This window comes from Thermostichus sp. MS-CIW-41 (assembly GCF_054058915.1).
Window position 1 is genome coordinate 44,111 of sequence record NZ_JBSSBO010000014.1, and the last position, 18,387, is coordinate 62,497.

Sequence of the window (18,387 nt, forward strand, 5' to 3'; positions counted from 1 at the left end):
GCGGAAGTTATGATAGAACCATGACCCAAGTCCTGACCGTCCCCTGCAAGCTCAAGGTGTCCCAGTCGCAAGCCGCAAAGTTGGATGCGACAATGGATGCCTTTGTGCAGGCGTTGAACTGGGTCAACCAAAACACACCAGAAAAAGTAGTCAACGCAGTCAAACTCCAGTCCCTTTGCTATTACCAGATTCGCGCTCGGTTTGGCTTGTCCAGTAACTTGGCAAGGACTACGTCCCGCTTACGCGACCAGCAGGTCTGCAGACGGCTGGCCGGCGCCCGTAAAGTTGCCCAACAGAAAAACCGCCCCGTCAAAGCGTTCAAGAGAGGCTTTGCGACCTACGATGCCCGTATCTTTTCGTTTCGCGAGAAAGACTGGACGGTGTCGCTGACCACCGTTGGGGGTCGAGAGCGCTTTGAGCTGGCGATTGGCCGCTACCAGAGAGAACGGCTGGCAGGCTCCAATCCCAAATCTGCCACTCTGGTCAAGCGCAAAGACGGTTCCTACTCCATTCAAATCTGTGTGGAAACGGAACCGTGCCCACCGCAAGGCACGGATAGAGTGCTGGGCGTGGATTTTGGAAGGACGGATATTGCCCATACGTCAGAGGGGGACAACTGGAATGGACAGCAGTTGAACCGAATCCGAGACCATCACTCGCGGTTGAGGGCGGTACTTCAACGCAAAGCCAGTAAGGGCACCCGCAGTTCGCGGCGCAGATGCAGAGAACTGTTGCAACGGCTGTCTGGCAAGGAGAGGCGCTTTCAGGCGTGGGTCAATCATCGCATCTCCAAAGCTATTGTCTCTAGGGCAAAGGCGACAAATAGCGCTCTTGCTCTGGAAGACTTGACAGGGATTCGGGAAAGGGTCAATCAACAGCCACGCAGCAAGACAGAGCGTAGGCGGGCAAATAGTTGGGCGTTTTATCAACTCCGTCAATTTTTGGAGTACAAGGCTCTGCGTGCGGGGGTTGCTCTGATTCTTGTTCCGCCTGCCTACACGTCGCAGACCTGCCACCGGTGTTTGCACATTCATCCCGACCCTGCACAATCCTATCGCAGTGGAAAGAAGTTTAAGTGTGGACACTGTGGATGGGAAGGGGATGCGGATTTGAATGGTGCGAATGTGATTGCGCTTTTGGGGGCTGCTGTAAACCAGCCTAGAGGTTCGGGCTTGTTTTGTTCTCTGGTAGAGCATAACAGGCTCAGGGCTACTGAAAGCCTGCTCCGTACCGCTTTAGCGGTCGGTGTCGGGTAGTTTACATGACCTCTGTCGAGGGATCCAGTGGGGCTGTGACTGGCTTGTCGGGATCCCTGTGTATGATGGGAAAAAGAGTTTAAGAAACGTAACGTGTCTTCTCCGCTATCGCAGGCAGTTATTTTGATCACAGGGGCAACAGGGGGTATCGGCAGCGTCCTGGTGCCCATGCTGGCTCAGGCCGGATCCCATCTGGTGTTGGCCGCTCGGCGAGAAGAGCCCCTGCGAGCTCTGGTGGAGAAATCAGCCTCTTTGGGGGCTGCCTCTGGATTGGGGATCCCCACCGATGTGACGGACTATGCCCAGGTAGAGGCCCTGGTCAACCAAACGGTGCAAAAGCATGGGCGCATTGACGTGCTGATTAACCTGGCCGGGGCCGGGATCCTGAAGCCTGCTCCCCAGCTAACCCCCGCAGACCTGGAGCGAATGCTGGCGGTCAACCTGAAGGGCAGCTTCTACACCAGCCAACTGGCTGCCAACCCCATGCGGGAGCAAAAATCCGGCCACATCCTCAATTTTCCCGGCGTCCTTGGACGTTATCCCATGGCGATGGCCTCTGCTTACTGTGCGGCCAAGTTTGGGGTGGTCGGGTTTAGCAAGTGCATGGCCGATGAGCTGAAGCGCTTTGGGGTCAGATTTACGCTGTTTTACTTCGGGGGCATCGACTCACCCTTCTGGGATCCCATCAGCCTGAAGGTGCAACGAGACAAGATGCTCAGCCCTGCCACGGCTGCGGAAGCCATCTGCTTTGCCCTTACAGCGCCCGCTGGTGCTGTACCGAGCGAGATAGTGTTGCAGCCGGAAAGCCACCAATTCCTTTGACCAAGTGTTTTGCCGTCCTTTTGCTGGGGTTGAGGCGGCAGCAGCTTGTCTTTTGGTGAAACAAGCGCTCGAGTTTCTCTCTTGGGCTCCCCCCGTCTCAATCTTGCTCTCTGCAGCCCAAAGCGCCAGCAGGGATCCTCATTTCTTGGCGGCAACGTTGGATCAGATCTCCCGACACCCCCACCAACCGTCCTAGCCATTCGTCCGGCACAGAAGCAAGCAACGCCGGCCCAAACTGCTGATGAAGATGCTGCCAGAGAAGGGTAGCCCGCCGCCGGCTGGGGTAAGCCTCTGTCAACTTTTGCAGGATCTCGGTGCTGCGAGCGCGACGACGATAGCCCCACTGACGCTCCAAAAAAGTGGCAGGGGCCTGCAGATACACTTGGCCAAAAGGACTCCGTCCCGCTTACGCGATCGGCAAAACCGCTCGGCAATCGCGATCGATGGCCAGGCCAACGGCTGCACCAAACTCCAGCAGCTCGACAATATGAGCTTTCTCCAGCAACAGCCCATGGGATCCCATTCCCTTAACCAGCCAAACCTGACCGCTGCGTACCTGCTCCAGAAGGGTAGAGGGATCCCGAAGCCCAGCCCAGAGTGGCGGTTCAACCTGCTTTCCAGGGCACGTCTGACCCGTACAGCCCAGTGAGTCAGAGCCGTTGATGGGTGTGGGGGTGCTGTTTGATGTTGTCGGCATCCTTCACCTGATACATTTACGCTGAACACTGCTGAACATCACTGTTCAACTATGCAGCGATAGCATTCTGTTTGTTTCCAAACAGAATGGCGGTATCCCGCAAAGCTTTGAGTAGAATACCCAAAGCGCAGTTTCCGTGTCGTCTTACTACCAATTTTCTGCTTTGCTTTGGCTACCATGTTGGCAGACTCGAAAGTAAACAGAAAGATCAACTGGTAGTAATCCGTACTGAACATATTATACATTATTTTCAGTATAGTTGAGCTTATTATTGACTAGAGTCATGCTCCACAACCGCGTTGAGGATCCGTCGGGGCTCAACGCTGTGATTGAGCTTAAACACCCCCCGCTCTGGAGTGCAGGTTTGGTGCAGGGGGATATGGCGAAACTGGGGCTTGCTGCGATAGGTGCGGGCCGCTGCCTGCACCCGTTCCACGAAGTCTTCTCCCAACAACACCCCTGGCGGGAAAACATCGGCAGGCAAAGTTGGGATCCCGTTGTTCACGATCTCGGCGTAGGTTGTGGCGTAGAGGAGAACATAGGAAGTGCTGCGGCGTTCTTGGGCCAGGCAGTCCAAATCGGCAGCAGGCACCGGCTCGGCCACCAAAACCTCTACCAGGCGACCTTCCTGATCCTGCTGGAAGCAAGTGGCCACTCCCAGCACCACGTACTCCAGTCCTTGCACTGGGCTGGAGCCAAGGTGAGTTTGAGCAGTATCCGACATCGGTGCCGATCTCCAAGCGGGGGAGCAAATTTTTGAGGCTCCGGCAAGCGCCAAGATCCCTCAAGCCGGGCGCAGTTCTCACCATAGCAACAATTTTTGCGTCGGGCAGCGGGAGCTGTTGCAAGATAGAAGGCGGATCCCAGCCTAGCTCTCTGTGAAGGATGACAGGGGCAGCATTTGGCTACAGGGATCCAAAATTTGCTTTACTGTAGCGAAGCGGGGTCAGTACTGCCCGAGGGGAGCAAGGGGTTGGGTTCCAGGCACCTTTGGCAACCCTTGATTCATCATTATCTAGGAAATACTTGCTCTAAGGATCCGACCATGGCGGATGGCGAATACAGACCAGGCTTGGAAGGCGTTCCGGCCACACGCTCCAACATTAGTTTTGTGGATGGCCAGGCGGGGATCCTGGAATATCGGGGCATCCCCATCGAGGAATTGACCGCCCACAGTACCTTTCTGGAGACGGCCTACTTGCTGATCTTTGGCAAGCTGCCGACCCAGTCGGAGCTGGACAATTTTGACCAGGCGATCCGCAGTCATCGACGGGTGAAATACCGCATCCGCGACATGATCAAGTCGTTTCCGGAGTCGGGCCACCCGATGGATGCTCTGCAAACCTGTGTGGCGGGCTTGGGGCTGTTTTACCCGCTGCGGGAGATGGATCCCGACTATGTGTTCGGCACCGTCACCCGCTTGCTCTCCAAGCTGCCGACCATGGTGGCGATGTTCCACCAGATGCGACAGGGCAACGATCCCATTCCCCCGGACGACAACCTGGATCATGCTGCCAATTTCCTATACATGCTCTCGGGCAAGAAGCCGGATCCCTGGTTGGCCCGCATTTTTGACATCTGCCTGATCCTGCACGCCGAGCACACGGTCAATGCCTCTACGTTTGCCCTTCTGGTGAGCGCTTCCACGCTGGCTAACCCCTACAGCAGCCTGGCCACGGCGGTGGGTACCCTTTCGGGGCTGTTGCACGGGGGGGCCAACCAACAGGTGATGATGCTGCTGCGGCAAATCGGCTCGGTGGAAAATGTACGCTCGTTTATCGAGGAGAAGCTGGCCAAAAAACAGCGCATCATGGGCATGGGTCACCGGGTTTATAAGGTGAAGGATCCGCGGGCCACCATCCTGCAGCGGCTGGCTGAGGAGCTGTTTGAGCGCTACGGCCACGACAAGTACTACGACATCGCCCTGGAAGTGGAGCGGGTGTGCGAGGAGTTGCTGGGGCCGAAGGGGATCTACCCGAATGTGGACTTCTACTCAGGGTTGGTCTACGCCAAGCTGGGGATCCCAGAAGATTTGTTTACACCGGTGTTTGCCATTGCCCGAGCGGCGGGTTGGCTGGCCCATTGGCGGGAGCAGTTGTCCGATAATCGGCTTTTCCGACCCACCCAGGTGTACACAGGTGAACGCCAGCAACGCTATATCCCTATAGAAGAGCGGGGTTGAGAGCCGTTTGACAGGGCGCTGGGCCGGGATCCAAACTCAGTAAGGCCCAAATTGTGCGTGAGGCGGTGTGTTGAGCCTTTTAGACTCTCCCCTTTGGCGAGACGGGTTCACCCTGTTTCTGAGCCTTGTGGTGCAGGCCATGCCATTTTTGCTGCTGGGGGTGTTTCTATCGGGGCTGCTGGCGGTGTTTGTCGAGGGATCCCAGTTGGCCCGTTTCCTGCCCAAAGGCAAAATCGGCAGCGCGGTGGCCGGTGGCGCTTTAGGATTCTTTTTCCCGGTGTGCGAGTGCGGCAACCTGCCGGTGGCCCGTCAACTGGTGATCAAAGGGATCCCACCCCACGTGGCGGTGGCCTTTCTGTTGGCGGCGCCGGTGTTTAACCCGGTGGTGATCTTTTCCACTTGGATTGCCTTTCGCTCCATGCCGGAGCTGGTGATCTACCGAGTTCTCTTTTCCTTTGGCATTGCGGTGGTCATCGGCTTGATCTTCAGCCTGCAAAAGGATTTCCAGCCTCTGTTGCAGCCGTCAGTCTGGCGGGAGCTGCAGCGCAATTGCTCCCAAGAAGCTGATCCGAAGAACATCTCCCGCTCGCCGTTGTTGCAGGTGGGCACCTTCTGGATTGGATCCCAGAGCCCTGCTCAAGGGGCCTCTGGCGGATCCCTGGCCACTTTACAAACGGCTGAAGATGTGTATCGCTCTGCTCTGGCCGCTGCGCCTTCTTCCTCCAGGGGACAAAAAGGAGTTCTCCTGCTGCAGACCTGGGCCAGGGAGATCCGCGAATTGGGATCCGTGCTCATCTTGGGCTCGGCGATGGCGGCCCTGATTCAAACGGTGATCCCGCGTTCGTTTGTGCTGGATTATGGCCAAGATGCATTGCTCTCAATCCTGATCATGATGGCCCTGGCCGGGATCATCTCCATCTGCTCGACGGTGGATGCCTTTTTCGCCCTCTCCTTTGCCGCCACCTTCACGCCGGGATCCCTGTTGGCTTTTATGGTGTTTGGGCCGATAGTAGACTTGAAAGCCATAGGCTTGATGCTCACTCTGTTCAAGCCCCGCGCCATTTTCTACTTCGTGATCTTGGTCTTTCAGCTTACTCTGGTGGGAGCTTTAGCCATCAACTACTATGGCAGTTAAAGCATTTGTTTGAACCTTTCTCCACAGGGACGCCCTCTCCATCCACTCTCCGTCAAATATTCGTCAAATATAGTTGCTTCAGTTTAGGGTAAGACGCCTGGGCTCCTGATCGCGCCAGCGGGACGGAGTCCTTGAAAAGCCTTCCGGCTCGGTGCACTTTAAGTGTGGGTGCAGTGTCCTGCTTTAAATCGAAATGACTATAGAAAGAGTTGCCTGGATAAGGTTTGTCACCAGAGGACTCTGCTCCCAGACGGTTGAGAACTCAGGTGTTACAGGTTTTATTGTAGTAAACTCAAGAAGGACGTAGTCTGGATTTCATAATTATCGCGACCCTATTTTTCAGCAGGACAAAGCTATGAGCAATCTATACTCGACAGACTTTAACTTGTGGATTGACCGAACAACCCGGCTATTGCGGGAAAGGCGCTGGCATGAAATTGACATAGCACACTTAATTGAAGAGGTTGAGAATTTGGGTAAGAGCGAACGACGAGGGATTGCCAGTCAATTAACTCGCCTTCTGCTGCATCTACTCAAGTGGCAGTATCAACCTCAGCGCCGTTCAGATAGCTGGCTAGATTCCATTACAGATGCGCGAACCCAAATCGGATTGGCCATAGAAGATAGCCCTAGCCTAAAAGGTTATCTGGTAGAGCAACTTGAAGAGAGTTATCAACGGGCGCGCCGCCAAGCAGCCAGGCAAACGGGGATAGAAATCTCGACATTTCCAGATGTCTGCCCCTACTCCCCAGAGTTGGTGCTTGCAGAGGACTGGCTGCCGGAAGTTTGACAGTCCACACCACAAAGCATTTAACGGTGGACAGCATTCCCACAGTACTGACTGTAGAGCTTTGGACTGGTGTTGTCCTGCCCAGACAATCCATCAGGGATTAAACATGGGCAATACAGATAGACCAAGGCCAATTGCTGTGCTACTGTTGCTATTCCTCAAGCAGAGGCGCGCTCCTGCCAGGTGCGCATCTTGCCCGGATTGAGCAGGCCATAGGGATCCACTTCTTCTTTAAAACGAATCTGGCGCGGATCCATCACTTTGCGCCCGCCGTCTTCGATGATGAAAGTGTGGGGGTTGGCAATAAATACTCCCTGCTCTTCGTGGTAGCGCATGATCTCGTTTAGACGCTCTTCGGTGGTAAAGCGGACAATTTGCAGGCCGACAGGGGTAGCTTGCCCGTTGATGCGAATCCACTCCAGGTGCATCAGCACTTCGTCGCCAAAATACTCGTACATGTGCTGCACCAGCTTCAGCTCCCGATCGGCGGGAAAAGCCGATTGTAAATAAGTCAGGCTGGGATCCACGCTGCGGCAGTGCAAAGTGGTGTGGTTCCAAGAAAATTCCCCCAGCGAGATTCCCTTGCTGGCCTCCTGGGCCGTTTTGTTGTAAACCACTTGGCCCCCATGTTCCCGGACAAGCTCCAACAGCGGCTCCAGGCTGCATTCGGCCACCATCAACAGGGCCACAGCGGATCCCTCTGGCAAATGACCCCGCAGCGGTGCAAAGTAGCTGGGGATCGGCCAAGCGTGCAGGCTGATCATCTTCTTGAGGATCCCATCCGCATCTCCCAGGGCTTGGCCAAAATGGGCACAGGGCATAAAGCCCACTTCAGGGGGAAAGGCCACCACCAGCTCCGCCCAAGGATAAGCAGGCGCCAGCGGGATCTCCACCTCGGTGATGATCCCATTGAGACCCCAGGCATGGCTTACTTTGAATACCTCATCTCCCCGCAGCTCCAGCACCCGGGGCTCTTCCTCCAGGGTGACCACCCGCAGCCCCAAGATGTTGCCCCGATCCCGCAGTTGGCCGTAAGTCACAGAACCAATGCCACCACTGCCGCCAGCAATGAACCCCCCGATGGTGGCCGTGCGATAGGTGGAAGGAGCCATGCGGATCTCCCAGCCCATCTCCCGGGTGTGTTTGTCGATGGCCATCAACTTGGCCCCCGCCTGCACCCGCGCCAAGCCCGGCTTTGCCCAAAGCACCTGGTTGAGCTTGCCCATGTCCAGGATCACACCCCCGGCCAGCGGGATACATTGGCCGTAATTACCGGTACCGGCACCGCGCACCGTAACCGGGATCCGCAGCCTGGCACAGGCCGCTGCCACTCGCATCACCTCGGCCTCATCGGCGGGGCGCACCACCAAATCTCCCCGCTTGTCGCTCAGTTGTCGGCTCAGCACGGGGCTGTAGTGGTAAAAATCCAACGACAACTTGGCCACCTGAGCCGGATCAGTGATGATCTCAATACCCTCTAAGTCAGAACGCAAAGCCTGCAGCTTGTCAGGAGCGGCAACGATCATAGGTATCCGTATTTGGGTGCAACGGTTCTTCAGACTCCATCATCGGCAGAAATTGCCTGCAAAAGGGTTTGCCGAGAACAGTATGGGAAGGATCCCTGTCCGGCCAGGTCGATTAGCCGAAGCGGCCCTCCACATAATCTCTTGTGGCTTGCTTGGTGGGGCTGTTGAAGATGACTTCAGTTCTGTCAAATTCAATCAGCTCGCCCACACGGTTGGATCCCGACACCTCCACGCTGAAGAAAGCCGTCATATCCGAGACGCGGCCGGCCTGCTGCATGTTGTGGGTGACAATGATGATGGTATATTCCTCCTCCAGCTCCTTCATCAGCTCCTCAATGCGGCGGGTGGAAATGGGATCCAGTGCCGAACAGGGCTCATCCATCAAAATCACATCCGGCTTCACCGCTAGAGCCCGGGCAATACACAGGCGCTGCTGCTGCCCTCCCGACAGCGACTGACCATTTTCTTTCAACTTGTCTTTGACTTCATCCCAAAGGGCAGCCCGCCTTAGCGAGGTTTCCACCACCTCGTCCAAGTCCACCTTCATCCCCAGCACCCGCGGGCCGTAGGCCACGTTGTCGTAAATGCTTTTGGGGAAGGGATTGGGTTTTTGGAAGACCATGCCGATACGCCGCCGCACCGCCACCGGATCGACTTCTTTGGCGTAGAGATCCTTGCCGTGGTAGGTGAGCTTGCCCTCTACACGAGCACCGGGGATCAAATCGTTGGTGCGGTTGAAGCAACGTAGGATCGTGCTTTTGCCACAGCCGGAAGGGCCGATAAACGCAGTAATCTGTCGGGCTGGGATGTCCAGAGTAACATTTTTTACCGCCAGATTGGAGCCATAGTAGACATTCAGGTTCTCGGTCCTGAAAACGTAAGAGGTCTGGTTAAGAGATTGAGTTTGCATGGCAGCACTCACAAAAAGAGCTAGAGTTCGACGAAGAGTTCGATTCAAGACTTTGTTGAGAATCCTCAGGCTATTTCCTGGTCTTGTACACCAAAAAGCGAGCGGTCAAGCTGGCCGCCAAAACAATGGCTAACAAAACCAAAGCGCCCGCCCAAGCCAGCTGCTGCTGCACCCTGTAGGGAATGATGGAGAAAAAGTAGACCATCACCGGCAAGGTAGCCACCGGGCCAAATAGATTAGTAGACCAGAAATTGTTGTTGAAGGCGGTAAAGAGCAGAGGTGCAGCCTCGCCTGCCGCTCGGGCCAAAGCCAGGATTAGCCCGGTTACGATGGCCGGTGCCGCTGCCGGCAAAACAACGCGCATTGTGGTCTGAAAGCGATTTGAGCCCAGGCCAAGGGAAGCCAAGCGCATGTCGGGCGAAACCAGCAGCAACGCCTCCTCGGTGGAGCGGATGACAATCGGCAGCATCAGCACGCCAAAAGCCACCCCTCCCGAGAAAGCCGAAAAGCCGGATCCCCTCACCACCACAGCATAGGCAAACAGGCCGCAGAGAATGGCCGGTACCCCCGTGAGCACATTGCAGGAAAACTTAACCAGATAAGCCAAGCGGGTGCCGCGACCGAATTCAGACAAGTACACTGCCGCCAAGATGCCGAAGGGAAAGCTCAAAGCCGCCCCCGTAGCCAGCACCATTAAATTGCCGACAATTGCGTGACCAAAGCCCCCTTCCGCCAGGCCAGGGGCAGGGTAGCGGGTCTGGGTGAGGACATCCCAATTTATCCGCTGGATGCCTTCCTTGCCCACATCCCACAGCACCCAAGATAGGGAAGCTATGATCACCGCCACAAAGAGGCCACTCAGCAGGGTTAGGACAATGCCTGTGTAATTGCGGACAGGGGCAATGGCGGCACGAGTAATGTCGATGTCAACCTTCTCAGGGGCAAGCTGTGCTGAGTCGGACATGATAACAGTGCTCCTTCATCTTCTTTCTGCTTCCCAAGTTACTGCTCCAAGTTTTGAAACTTGCGGATGATGATCTCGGCAACAATGTTGACCAATAACGTCAGCACCATCAGCACCACGCCGGCATACATGAGAGCCGAAACCTGCAAGCGTCCTGCCTCGCCAAACTGAGAGGCAATCAAGCCAGTAATGGTGGATCCCGGCTGCATTAGGGAGATATTGATGCGGTTGGCGTTGCCAGAAAGCATGGCCGCTACCATGGTCTCTCCCAAAGCCCGTCCCAGCGCCAGCATGATCGAGCTGACGATACCCGACAGGCCGGCAGGGATCATCACCGTTAAGATGGTCTCCCAGCGGGTTGCCCCCAGAGCCAAAGCCCCCTCTTTTAGGCTGCGTGGCAGAGATTCAAAGGTACTGCGGGTAATGGAGATGATGATGGGAGAGATCATGATCCCCAGCACCATAGCCACAATCAACAAGCTGGGCCCCCGCGGAGCCGGGCCACTCAAGAAAGGGATCCAGCCCAGCGTCTGGTTGATGGCTCGAAAGATGGGCCGCACTGCTGGAATCAGCACAAAGATCCCCCACAGCCCCAGCACCACACTGGGAATGGCCACGATCAGCTCAATGGCAAAGCCAATCGGCGCCGTTACCCACTTGGGGGCAAAACCTTCCGTCAAAAAAATGGCAGTGCCAATGCCCAGAGGGATGGCAAAAATCAAAGCCACCAGAGAGGTTACCAAACTGCCATAAATCTGTGGTAGCACCCCGTAGATGTTTTCCACCGGGTTCCAGCGGGCAGTAACCAGGAAGCCCAAGCCAAACTGCTGAATCGCCGGCAGAGCCGCTTCGGTGGTTTGAAGAATCACCCAGATGAGGATAATGCCGGCAAACCCTGCCAAGGCCAGCGTCAGGCGGACAAAACCCACATCAACAGCCCGGGACGGGCTTGCCTTTTTCTCAATGTCAACATCGATATCCGGGTTTGGTGGTGAACCATAACCCGTAGCCGCTGAAGTCATAGCCTCTCTCCCATGATCATCTTCGGTTCAAAATCTTTCCTAAAAATCCCACCGTGCAAGGTAAGCCCAGCAGCCGACCGAGAAAGCCTCATCTGCCTCCTCAGCCGGCCACCAGCTCCACTCTAGTGGAGTTCAGGCTGCAACCCAGTCATCGCACCGCATTGGGGTTAACGGTGATGGCATCCAGCTCTGCAAAGATCCGCTGGATAGCCGCCTCAGGCATAGGGATGTAGTCCAGCTCCTTGGTGATGGCTTGACCCTCTGGCCCCTGGGTCCACTTCAGAGTCTCCACCAGCTTGGTCAGCTTCTGCTGATCGGGATACTCGCGGTACAGCATCACCCAGAACAAGCCCACGATTGGGTAGTCATTTGGCCCTTCAGGGTCGGGCACCAACAGCGCAAAGTCATCAGGAATGGGAGCATCAAGCGCCGAGGTAGCTGCCTCAGTCGAGAACTCAACAATGTTGCCCGCTTTGTTTTCCAAGCGAGCAGTGGCCATCTTTTCCAGCTTGGCATAGGACTGGTTCACGTAGCCAATTGCCCCTGGCTCCTGCTTGATGGTGGCGGCTACGCCCTCATTCCCTTGGGCTCCAATGCCAACAGGCCACTCGACAGAAGTACCAGCACCGGCTGTCCAATTAGGGCAGACAGTTCTGATGTGGTTGGTGAACACAAAGGTAGTCCCAGAACCATCAGAGCGGTGTACCCAGGTGATGTCCAGGGGTGGCAGCTTGTTTGCTATACCTGGGTTATCGGCCTTGATGCGATTGTCGTCCCAGCGGGTGATCTCGCCGGTCACGATGCCGCAGTAGGTTTCCCGCTTCAGGATGAGCTCTCCGTCTTCAATGCCGGGCAGGTTATAGGCAAACTCGATGGCCCCTCCCGCCAGAGGCAACTGTAGGGGCTCATAGCCGTATTTAGCTCGGAAGCTTTCCAGGCGAGCACCGGAGAAAGGCGCCTCGGAAGCGCCGAAGTCCACAGTGCCATTGATCACCTGCTCTAGGCCAGCACCACTCCCGACAGACTGATAGCTGACTTGCACAGTGGGGTCTACGGTGCGGTTGTAGGCGTCAAACCAACGTTGCAGCAAAGGAGCCGCAAAGGTCGCGCCCGCCCCGGAGATTTGCACGGTTTGGGCTTGAGCCGAGGTCGCTGTTAGAAATCCTACTGTTAGAGCGGTGAGGGAGAAAGCAGAAAGCAGGGTTCGCATAGGTAATATCTGTTGCGAATCAACACTTTCAACCCTATAACCTCAAAGTTAACAGAGGGATATCTAAAGGTTAACCTTAGGTTAAGTCAAGAGAAAAATCGATATTTTTTGAGTATACTGGCTCGTTTCCAAACCTCGATTTTCCATCTGGTGGTCTTGGCCAGTTTGGATTTCAGCAAAATCAGGATCCTGGAGCCCAGGATCCGCGAAAAGGTCTAGCTGCTGAACTTCTATCTCATTTGACAACCAATCAAACGGACACAACTTGAATAAGAGCTAAGCTTAGACGGCTGCAAAAAAACTCGATCCAGATCCAAGATGTGTAAAATTTGAGACAAAGATGTTGCTCCCCTCTCGGCAAGCTTGGACATGATTTCAGCAGGGCGGGAAAAGCTCTGGCCAGAGCTTCTTCCGACTTTTGACAGAGAGAATTAGCTAGGAGATGGACTTCAACACTCCAGACGTGGGGCAGCTCTACATGTTCCCCGAGCAGAGAAAGATCTGGGCTCTAAGCTGGGATCCGCCCGCCCCCCATGAGGTACAGCAGGGCCATGCGCACCGCCACGCCGTGGGTGACCTGCTGCTCAATCAGGTTCAAGCCGGGATCCTCCATCACCTCGGAGCTGAGTTCCACACCGCGATTGACCGGGCCGGGGTGCAGAAGCTTGACATCCGGGTGGCACAGGCGCAGTCGTTGCCGCGTGAGGCCGAAGAAGCGATGGTACTCCTGCAAGCTGGGGAGAAGGAACTCGCTCATGCGCTCCTGTTGCAGGCGTAGGGTGATAACAAAACGCGCCCCTTCGAGGGCAGGCTCTAGCTGCCAATGGACAGGGAGCGTATGGCCGGGCACAAACTGGGCAAAATCCTTGGGCAACAGGGTGGGAGGGCCGGCTAAGTGAACCTCAGCTCCGGCAGCCACCAAGGCATAGATATCGGAGCGGGCCACTCGCGAGTGGAGAATATCGCCGACAATGGCAATTTTGATCCCTTGCAGCAACTCCAGACGGGGACGCCGGGGATCCAGATGGCTGCAGAGGGTAAACAAGTCCAGCAGGCCTTGAGTGGGATGTTCGTGCAGGCCATCCCCGGCATTGAGAACGCCCACAGGGGATCCACGGCGGTCGATCTCGGCAGCCAACTGCTGCGGCACCCCTGCCTGGGCATGGCGAACGATCAAGAGATCGGATCCCATGGCCAGAAAGGTGCGGGCCGTATCCAAGAGCGTCTCCCCTTTGCTCAAGGAAGAGGTGCCTGGGGAAAAGTTGAGCACATCTGCCGAAAGGCGCTTGGCCGCCAGCTCAAAACTGGTACGGGTGCGGGTGGAAGGCTCGAAGAACAGCGTCACCACCACCTTCCCCTGCAAGGTGGGCACCTTGGGCAACCGCCGCGTCAACACCTCCTGGAAACTGGCGCTGGTCTGCAAAACCATCTGGTATTCTTCGGGAGTAAAATCCGCCAAGCCCAAGACGTGCTGCCGCTGCCAAACCATAGGGGATCCTCAAATGCCCAAGCGGGCAAAGATCTCGTCCAAATGGGTTAGGTGGCGCCGCGGATCAAAACAAGCCTGCAGTTCCGCCTCGCTGAGGTGGGCCATCACTCGGGGATCCGCCAGCAGATTGGCGCGGAAATCCCCGCCGGGCTGGTTCCAGGCGCGGTGAGCATTTTCCTGCACCAGGCGGTAGGCTTCCTCGCGGCTAAGGCCCTTCTCCACCAAAGCCAGCAGCACCTGCTGGCTGAAGATGACGCCGCCGTAGAGGTTGAGATTGCGCTCCATGTTGCGAGCGTGAACCTGCAGCTGGCCCACCAGCTCCGCCATGTTGACCAACAGATAGTGGCAGAGGATGGAGGCATCCGGCAGGATGACCCGCTCTACGGAGCTGTGGGAGATGTCCCGCTCATGCCAAAGGGGAATGTTTTCTAGGGCCGAGACGGCATACCCGCGCAGGAGACGGGCCAGCCCCGTCAGTTGTTCCGCCTTGATGGGGTTGCGCTTGTGGGGCATAGCAGAGGATCCCTTTTGGCCGGGGGCAAAGTACTCCTCAGCCTCCAGTACCTCTGTTCGCTGCAGGTGGCGGATTTCAGTAGCAAAGCGCTCTAGGGAAGAGCCAATCAAAGCCAAGGTTTGCACGTATTCAGCGTGGCGATCCCGCGAGATTACCTGTGTCGAGGCTGTATCGGGCTTCAGGCCCAGGCGAGCGCAGGCCAACTGCTCCACCTGGGGAGGCACGTTGGCGTAGGTGCCCACGGCGCCAGAGATCTTGCCCACCGCCACCACTTCCCGCAGGCGAGCTAGGCGCTCTTGGTGGCGCAGGCACTCGGCCAGCCACCCTGCCAGCTTAAAGCCAAAGGTAATCGGCTCGGCGTGAACACCGTGGGTGCGGCCGATCATGAGGGTGTAGCGGTGCTGCCGAGCTTGGTCGCGGATAGCAGCGATGAGGTCGGCCAGGCGGGCTTGCAAGATCTCCACCGAGGCCACAAGCTGCACGGCCAGAGCGGTATCCAACACGTCCGAGCTGGTCAGGCCCAGGTGGATGTAGCGCCCTGCCTCGCCCACGTGCTCGTTGAGGTTGGTTAAGAAGGCAATAACATCGTGCTTCACTTCCGCCTCAATTTCCAAAACCCGCGCCGGGTCAAAGGCGGCTTTGGCTCTGATCTCCTGCAGGGCTTCTTGCGGGATCCGCCCCAGCTCCGCTTGCGCTTCACAGACAGCCAGCTCCACCTGCAGCCAGGTCTGGAGCTTGTGGGCAGTGGACCAAATCTGGCCCATTTCGGGCAGAGTGTAGCGCTCGATCAAGGTGCCTTTTCCGTCGGTACAGTAGGATGAGCTAGGCTATTTTAGCCTTTGGCGTCCCCCCTCGAGGAAAAGCCGCTGGGGGATCCCTGCGGGCTTGGCTTGCGGTGTCGAAGGAGCAGCAAGGAGTTTGCAGATGACCGTCGGAGCTGTGCCAACTCAGGGAAAAAGAGCTTGGACAGCCGAAGAATTCATGGCGTTGTCCAGGGAGGGACATCGCTACGAGATTGTTGATGGGAAGCCAATTGATATGGGAAGCGCGGGGGCACTCCATGGTTATGTCTGCAGCCTCCTATTGGCAGCTTTGACCCCCTACGTTTTGTCCAACAAGCTGGGGATCGTTTTAGATTCCAGCACTGCTTTTAAGATGAAGAGTGGAAATTGGCGCTCCCCTGACATCTCTTTTTTTGCTAAAGAACGCTTGCAGGGCATGGCTGAACTGCCCACAGGATTTTTGGAAGGCGCTCCAGATCTGGCTGTTGAAGTGCTTTCCCCCCGCAATACGGTTGAAGAAATTCATGACAAGCTGGTGGAGTACTTTGAAAATGGCAGCCGCCTGATTTGGCTGGTTCACCCCAGCGAGCACTACGTCCTGGTGTATCGCAGCTCTCAAGAGCCTGACCGCCTCCTGAAATCGGTTGATCTTCTAGAAGGTGAAGAGGTTATTCCAGGATTTGCCCTGCCGGTGGCTCATCTATTCCAGAAGCTTTCCTTGTAACATCCCCCCGCCCTCACTCTAGCCAATAGAGCTTGGGCCTCCCAACCTTGCCATTGGGCATTCCTGCCCCGCGTCACAGAACGACTTGGCAGAGGAGTCGGTATCTCGACCCTGACTTTCCCGCCAGAGCGCGGAACTTGTAGCTCCCCGCACCCCTTGCAAGTTAAGTGCAGGGGGTTGCCCCTCTCGCCGACGGTCTATATTGAACTAGTTCGGGATCCGAAGAGCATGACTCTAGTCAATAATAAGCTCAACTATACTGAAAATAATGTATAATATGTTCAGTACGGATTACTACCAGTTGATCTTTCTGTTTACTTTCGAGTCTGCCAACATGGTAGCCAAAGCAAAGCAGAAAATTGGTAGTAAGACGACACGGAAACTGCGCTTTGGGTATTCTACTCAAAGCTTTGCGGGATACCGCCATTCTGTTTGGAAACAAACAGAATGCTATCGCTGCATAGTTGAACAGTGATGTTCAGCAGTGTTCAGCGTAAATGTATCAGGACGTCATTAGCGGTGCGGAGCACAATCAAGTGTCGATGGGGAAGGATAGCTCTGATAGGTTTCTTGGCAGCATTCCTCGCTCCTGCCCCTGCCATCTCTTTGCCTGCCTTCCCACCTCCTCCTGAGAAGACCTCGGCCCCAAACACCGCTTCCGAGTTCAACTGGCAGGGATCCCTCAAGTTGCTGCGGGGGGATCCCGTGGCTGCCCTGGCGGATCTGGATCGGGCGGTGCAGTTGGATCCCACCTATGCGCCAGCCTATGTGAACCGCAGCTACGTCTACAACCAGTTGCGCCAGCCGGAAGAAGCTCTGGCCGATGCGGAGCGGGCCATTCAGTTGGATCCGCGAATTCCAGAAGCCTACTTTAGCCGCGGGGTGGCCTATCTTCAGTTGGGGGATCGAGAAGCGGCGATGGCCGACTTTCGCCAGGCCTTGGCTCTCTTTTCCAAGAGCGGCAACTTTGCCAACCAGGCCATCCTGCAGCAACTGCTGCGCCAGTTGGGGGTGGATTAGCCTTGAGTCTTTAGAGACTTGCGTTCTCCCAACCACTCTGATAAGGAAACTTCCTGAGCTTGCAGCCCAAAGACCTGACAAAAGGACTTCACCACCACCGGGGCCACTGCCGCCATCGTTACTCGGGGACAAAACTGAACCAGGGATCCCACCGGGCGATCAGGGATCCCACAGGGCACAATCGCCTCAAAGGCCGACAGATCGGGGCAGACATTCAAGGCAAAGCCGTGGTAGGTCACCCAGCGGGAGACCTTGATGCCGATGGCCGCCACTTTGCGCCCCTCCACCCAAACCCCTGTGAGGCCAGGGATCCGCTCCCCCTGTAGGCCGAAGTGGGCCAAGGTCTGGATGACCACCTCTTCTAGCTGGCGTAGGTACTCGTGGAGATCTGGGCGGTGGCGCTTTAGGTTCAGCATCGCATAGCCCACCCACTGCCCCGGCCCATGGTAGGTCACTTCGCCGCCGCGCTCCACCCGCAGGATTTCCGGCTCTTGTTCAGAAGGAGATTCCGGGTGGATAGCCGGGGATCCTATCGGCTGAGAAAGGCTCTTGAGAAACTTGGGATCGGCTCCTGCCCCCAAGGTGTAAACCGCAGGATGGGTGAGCAGCAGTAATCCGTCCGGCAACTGGGGATCCCGGATCATATGGGCCAGTCTTGCCTGCTGCCAAGCCCAGGCAGTGCGGTAGGGCACTTCACCCGGCAGGTGAACCTGCAGAAGCGGCAGTTGCACGGGGGATCCAGAAAAGTTCACCTAGCTTACAGGTTTAGTTAACCTGCGCCCGCAACCGCTCCAACAGGGCCCGCGGCTGCAACAGCCCCTCAATGCGGTCAATCGGCTTCCCATCTTTGAACAGGATGAGGGTTGGCACCGCTTGAATGCCCCAGCGAGCAGCGATGGTTGGGTACTTTTCGGTGTCAACCTTCACAAAAGTAACCGCATCCCCCACCTGAGGTTTTACCTGCTCCAACACTTGCGCCATAACCTGACAAGGGCCGCACCAGGAAGCATAAAAATCCACCAGGATCGGGGTTTTGGATCCCTGAATCATGTCGGCAAAACTTTTGAATTGCTGTTTGTGCGCCATAGGAAACTCCCAGAGTGTTCTGAAAAGCGTAAACTACCCGACCCTGACTGCTTCGCAGTACAGGGCAGGCTTTCGGCAGCCCTGCAGTTGGCAAGCCAACCACGAACCTCTAGGCTGGTTTACGGCAGCCCCCAAAAGCGCAATCACCTTCGCACCGTTAAAATCCGCATCCCCTTCCCAACCGCAGTGCCCGCATTTGAACTGCTTACCCTTGCGATAGGATTGAGCGGAGTCGGGATGAATATGCAGGCACTTGTG

Annotated in this window: 20 protein-coding genes; 7 read left to right on the plus strand and 13 right to left on the minus strand. The window is 56.4% G+C overall.

Annotated elements, in window-relative coordinates:
• The first annotated feature begins 20 nt into the window (after nt 1-20).
• Nucleotides 21-1,256: an RNA-guided endonuclease InsQ/TnpB family protein gene (locus ACVWXE_RS06300; RefSeq protein WP_457489860.1), complete on the plus strand. Its 1,236-nt coding sequence runs from the start codon at nt 21-23 to the stop codon at nt 1,254-1,256.
• A 93-nt stretch (nt 1,257-1,349) separates the two neighbouring features.
• On the plus strand, nt 1,350-2,078 hold the full coding sequence (locus tag ACVWXE_RS06305; RefSeq protein ID WP_011433499.1) for an SDR family oxidoreductase: 729 nt from the start codon (nt 1,350-1,352) through the stop codon (nt 2,076-2,078).
• Between the two features lie 97 nt (nt 2,079-2,175).
• On the opposite strand, the gene ACVWXE_RS06310 is transcribed toward ACVWXE_RS06305, so the two are convergent.
• The 3 genes from ACVWXE_RS06310 to ACVWXE_RS06320 form a co-directional block, all read right to left on the minus strand.
• Nucleotides 2,176-2,460 carry a hypothetical protein gene (locus ACVWXE_RS06310; RefSeq protein ID WP_414421520.1) on the minus strand — a complete coding sequence of 95 codons (285 nt, stop codon included), beginning with the start codon at nt 2,458-2,460 and terminating at the stop codon, nt 2,176-2,178.
• 24 nt (nt 2,461-2,484) lie between these two features.
• The gene (locus tag ACVWXE_RS06315) at nt 2,485-2,775 is read right to left on the minus strand and encodes a hypothetical protein (protein WP_457445571.1); all 291 of its coding nucleotides are present in this window, start codon (nt 2,773-2,775) and stop codon (nt 2,485-2,487) included.
• Nucleotides 2,776-3,043: 268 nt separating this feature from the next.
• A complete protein-coding gene (locus tag ACVWXE_RS06320) occupies nt 3,044-3,499 on the minus strand; it encodes a hypothetical protein (RefSeq protein ID WP_457444818.1) in 456 nt (151 codons plus the stop codon).
• Between the two features lie 321 nt (nt 3,500-3,820).
• Between ACVWXE_RS06320 and ACVWXE_RS06325 the strand changes: the two genes are divergently transcribed.
• The 3 genes from ACVWXE_RS06325 (at nt 3,821) to ACVWXE_RS06335 (ending at nt 6,882) form a co-directional block, all read left to right on the plus strand.
• Nucleotides 3,821-4,957: a citrate synthase gene (locus ACVWXE_RS06325; RefSeq protein WP_011433503.1), complete on the plus strand. Its 1,137-nt coding sequence runs from the start codon at nt 3,821-3,823 to the stop codon at nt 4,955-4,957.
• 67 nt (nt 4,958-5,024) lie between these two features.
• Nucleotides 5,025-6,092 carry a permease gene (locus ACVWXE_RS06330; RefSeq protein WP_457489861.1) on the plus strand — a complete coding sequence of 356 codons (1,068 nt, stop codon included), beginning with the start codon at nt 5,025-5,027 and terminating at the stop codon, nt 6,090-6,092.
• Nucleotides 6,093-6,447: 355 nt separating this feature from the next.
• On the plus strand, nt 6,448-6,882 hold the full coding sequence (locus ACVWXE_RS06335) for a DUF29 domain-containing protein (protein ID WP_457403542.1): 435 nt from the start codon (nt 6,448-6,450) through the stop codon (nt 6,880-6,882).
• 158 nt (nt 6,883-7,040) lie between these two features.
• Here ACVWXE_RS06335 and ACVWXE_RS06340 read toward each other — a convergent pair whose 3' ends face one another.
• The 7 genes from ACVWXE_RS06340 to purB form a co-directional block, all read right to left on the minus strand.
• A complete protein-coding gene (locus ACVWXE_RS06340) occupies nt 7,041-8,408 on the minus strand; it encodes an FAD-binding oxidoreductase (protein WP_457489862.1) in 1,368 nt (455 codons plus the stop codon).
• Between the two features lie 112 nt (nt 8,409-8,520).
• Nucleotides 8,521-9,318: a phosphate ABC transporter ATP-binding protein PstB gene (gene pstB / locus ACVWXE_RS06345; protein WP_457440561.1), complete on the minus strand. Its 798-nt coding sequence runs from the start codon at nt 9,316-9,318 to the stop codon at nt 8,521-8,523.
• Nucleotides 9,319-9,388: 70 nt separating this feature from the next.
• Complete coding sequence (gene pstA / locus ACVWXE_RS06350; RefSeq protein WP_457403539.1) at nt 9,389-10,282, minus strand: phosphate ABC transporter permease PstA; 894 nt, start codon at nt 10,280-10,282, stop codon at nt 9,389-9,391.
• Nucleotides 10,283-10,320: 38 nt separating this feature from the next.
• The gene (gene pstC / locus ACVWXE_RS06355) at nt 10,321-11,304 is read right to left on the minus strand and encodes a phosphate ABC transporter permease subunit PstC (RefSeq protein WP_457489863.1); all 984 of its coding nucleotides are present in this window, start codon (nt 11,302-11,304) and stop codon (nt 10,321-10,323) included.
• 148 nt (nt 11,305-11,452) lie between these two features.
• On the minus strand, nt 11,453-12,514 hold the full coding sequence (gene pstS, locus ACVWXE_RS06360; protein ID WP_457489864.1) for a phosphate ABC transporter substrate-binding protein PstS: 1,062 nt from the start codon (nt 12,512-12,514) through the stop codon (nt 11,453-11,455).
• A 508-nt stretch (nt 12,515-13,022) separates the two neighbouring features.
• A complete protein-coding gene (locus tag ACVWXE_RS06365) occupies nt 13,023-14,003 on the minus strand; it encodes an aspartate carbamoyltransferase catalytic subunit (protein ID WP_457385964.1) in 981 nt (326 codons plus the stop codon).
• Nucleotides 14,004-14,012: 9 nt separating this feature from the next.
• Complete coding sequence (purB, locus tag ACVWXE_RS06370) at nt 14,013-15,308, minus strand: adenylosuccinate lyase (RefSeq protein WP_414413563.1); 1,296 nt, start codon at nt 15,306-15,308, stop codon at nt 14,013-14,015.
• 133 nt (nt 15,309-15,441) lie between these two features.
• Between purB and ACVWXE_RS06375 the strand changes: the two genes are divergently transcribed.
• Nucleotides 15,442-16,023, plus strand: a complete 582-nt coding sequence (locus ACVWXE_RS06375) for a Uma2 family endonuclease (protein WP_457489865.1) — start codon at nt 15,442-15,444, stop codon at nt 16,021-16,023.
• 570 nt (nt 16,024-16,593) lie between these two features.
• Nucleotides 16,594-17,043: a tetratricopeptide repeat protein gene (locus ACVWXE_RS06380; RefSeq protein WP_457385968.1), complete on the plus strand. Its 450-nt coding sequence runs from the start codon at nt 16,594-16,596 to the stop codon at nt 17,041-17,043.
• Here the strand turns inward: ACVWXE_RS06380 and lipB are convergent.
• The 3 genes from lipB to ACVWXE_RS06395 all read right to left on the minus strand — a co-directional run.
• Nucleotides 17,040-17,795, minus strand: coding sequence for a lipoyl(octanoyl) transferase LipB (gene lipB / locus ACVWXE_RS06385; RefSeq protein ID WP_457385969.1), 756 nt, complete (start codon nt 17,793-17,795; stop codon nt 17,040-17,042). The genes ACVWXE_RS06380 and lipB overlap by 4 nt on opposite strands.
• A gap of 13 nt (nt 17,796-17,808) precedes the next feature.
• On the minus strand, nt 17,809-18,129 hold the full coding sequence (trxA, locus tag ACVWXE_RS06390) for a thioredoxin (RefSeq protein ID WP_011433516.1): 321 nt from the start codon (nt 18,127-18,129) through the stop codon (nt 17,809-17,811).
• 33 nt (nt 18,130-18,162) lie between these two features.
• Nucleotides 18,163-18,387: zinc ribbon domain-containing protein (locus ACVWXE_RS06395; protein WP_457489866.1), on the minus strand; the 225-nt coding region annotated here is incomplete at its 5' end.